1 pseudogene is annotated in these 249 nt (G+C 78.7%); it reads left to right on the top strand.

The annotated features are described in order from the left end of the window. A pseudogene (locus tag KVS71_RS18080) lies at positions 1-249 on the top strand (ATP-dependent helicase); the annotation flags it as partial.

Genomic DNA, 249 nt, shown 5'->3' with positions numbered 1-249 from the left:
CGTCGCCCGTCGCGAAGCGGATGCGTCGCGACTCGCTGCTCGAGTCCGGCGCGGAGCTCCCGCCGGAGGAGCTCATCATCGCCGGCCCGGCGCCCGTGCAGACGCCCGTGGTGCCCGCGGCCATCGCGGAGCGTCAGGTCACCCCGCCCTCGGGGGAGGCCCGTCAGCTCGCCAACCCGTTCCTTGCGCCCGACCTGACCCCGCGGCCGGCCCGCACGCCCCGCCCCCGCCCCGGCGGCTGGGAGCTCA

Source organism: Microbacterium sp. GbtcB4, assembly GCF_019091465.1.
GTDB lineage: Bacteria > Actinomycetota > Actinomycetes > Actinomycetales > Microbacteriaceae > Microbacterium > Microbacterium paraoxydans.
This window is presented reverse-complemented; position numbering and strand designations above follow the sequence as displayed.